This is a genomic window from Streptomyces coerulescens (assembly GCF_042657965.1).
Lineage (GTDB): Bacteria > Actinomycetota > Actinomycetes > Streptomycetales > Streptomycetaceae > Streptomyces > Streptomyces coerulescens.
The window spans coordinates 1-1,398 of record NZ_JBHSKM010000065.1 but is presented as its reverse complement, the minus strand read 5'-3'; the positions used below and the strand labels follow the sequence as shown (position 1 = coordinate 1,398).

General features: G+C 65.7%; 1 protein-coding gene. It reads left to right on the top strand.

The genetic code is table 11. From position 1 onward, the window contains the following. The coding region (locus ACFPQ9_RS44595) for an acyltransferase family protein (RefSeq protein WP_380866205.1) at positions 1 to 1,143 on the top strand (1,143 nt) is incomplete at its 5' end. Positions 1,144 to 1,398: the final 255 nt, after the last annotated feature.

Genomic DNA, 1,398 nt, shown 5'->3' with positions numbered 1-1,398 from the left:
CCTTCCTCGAGCCCGGTCAAGCCCGCGCCCAAGAAGTCTGGCCGTGATCGGTATCTGGACCTGCTGCGCACCATCGCTTTGGTCCGCGTCGTCGCCTTTCACACCTTCGGCTGGGCCTGGCTGACCGTGATCTTCCCGTCCATGGGCATCATGTTCGCCCTGGCGGGTGCGCTGATGGCCCGCTCCCTGAAGCGTCCCGCCTGGGGCGTCATCCGTGGACGTCTGCGCCGGCTGCTGCCGCCGCTATGGGTGTTCGCCGCGGCCGTCGTCCCGCTGATGTTCCTTCTGGGCTGGAAGCCCGCCGACGATCTCGGCGGTGACTGGTTCCTGGAACTGCTCAACTACATCGTCCCGATTGGCACCCCTCCCTTCCCCTTGGAGAACGGGTCACCGTCCGGGCTGCTCGATGTGGACTGGGCGACCACTGCGGCAGTCCCGCTCTGGTACATCCGCGCCTACCTGTGGTTCGTGATCGCCTCGCCACTGCTGCTGTGGGCCTTTCGGCGCATGCCGTGGGCGACAGTGCTCGCACCGCTCGCGTTCACAGCCGTCCTCAGCAGCGGACTCGTCACGATGTCGGGTCAAGTCGGCGAAGCTGTCACCGACTTCGCGATCTACGGATCGTGCTGGGTGCTGGGATTCGCGCACGCGGAGGGCAAGCTCAAGGAGATATCCCGCTGGATCTCTCTGCCGGCTTCCGCTGCCGTGATGGCCTTCGGCCTGTGGTGGGCATCCGGGCATCAGGTCGAAGGCTGGAACCTCAACGAGATCCCGCTCGCTCAGGCGGCCTGGTCTCTCGGCTTCGTGGTGATCCTGCTGACGTTCTCGCCCTCGTGGCAGCAACTGCCCGGCAAGCTGGCCGTGTTCGACAAGATGGTTACGCTCTTCAACAACCGGGCCGTCACCATCTATCTGTGGCATATGTCCATGCTCCTGGTCACCAGCGCGCTCCTCGGCCGGCTGTGGGAGATCCCAGGCTTCGACGAGCACTTCGGCCAGACACTCGAAACGCACTACGCGTGGTTCATGTTCGTGCTGGTCTGGCCGCTCGTCGGCCTGATGATCGTGTCCGTCGGGTGGGTCGAGGATCTGGCGGCCAAGCGCAGCCCACGGTTGTGGCCGACCGGGTCCAAGCGCACATAGCAACGAGCAGCCGCCTTTGATCGGGCTGGAGTGGCCGACCCGGCACGGAGACGCCATCTGCGATCGGCACTGGTGACGTCGGTGTGCCCCACCCTCAAGGTGGGGCACACCGACGTTGTGGGAGGGTTCCCCCTGCCCCGACGAGGGCCGTTCGCCTCCTGCACGAACTGCGCTGAGACGATGCCCTGCCGCCGTCCCACCTGTAATGCCAAAGCGTTCGCAGGACGGCATTCCCGTGGAACGCTCCAGCAGCGG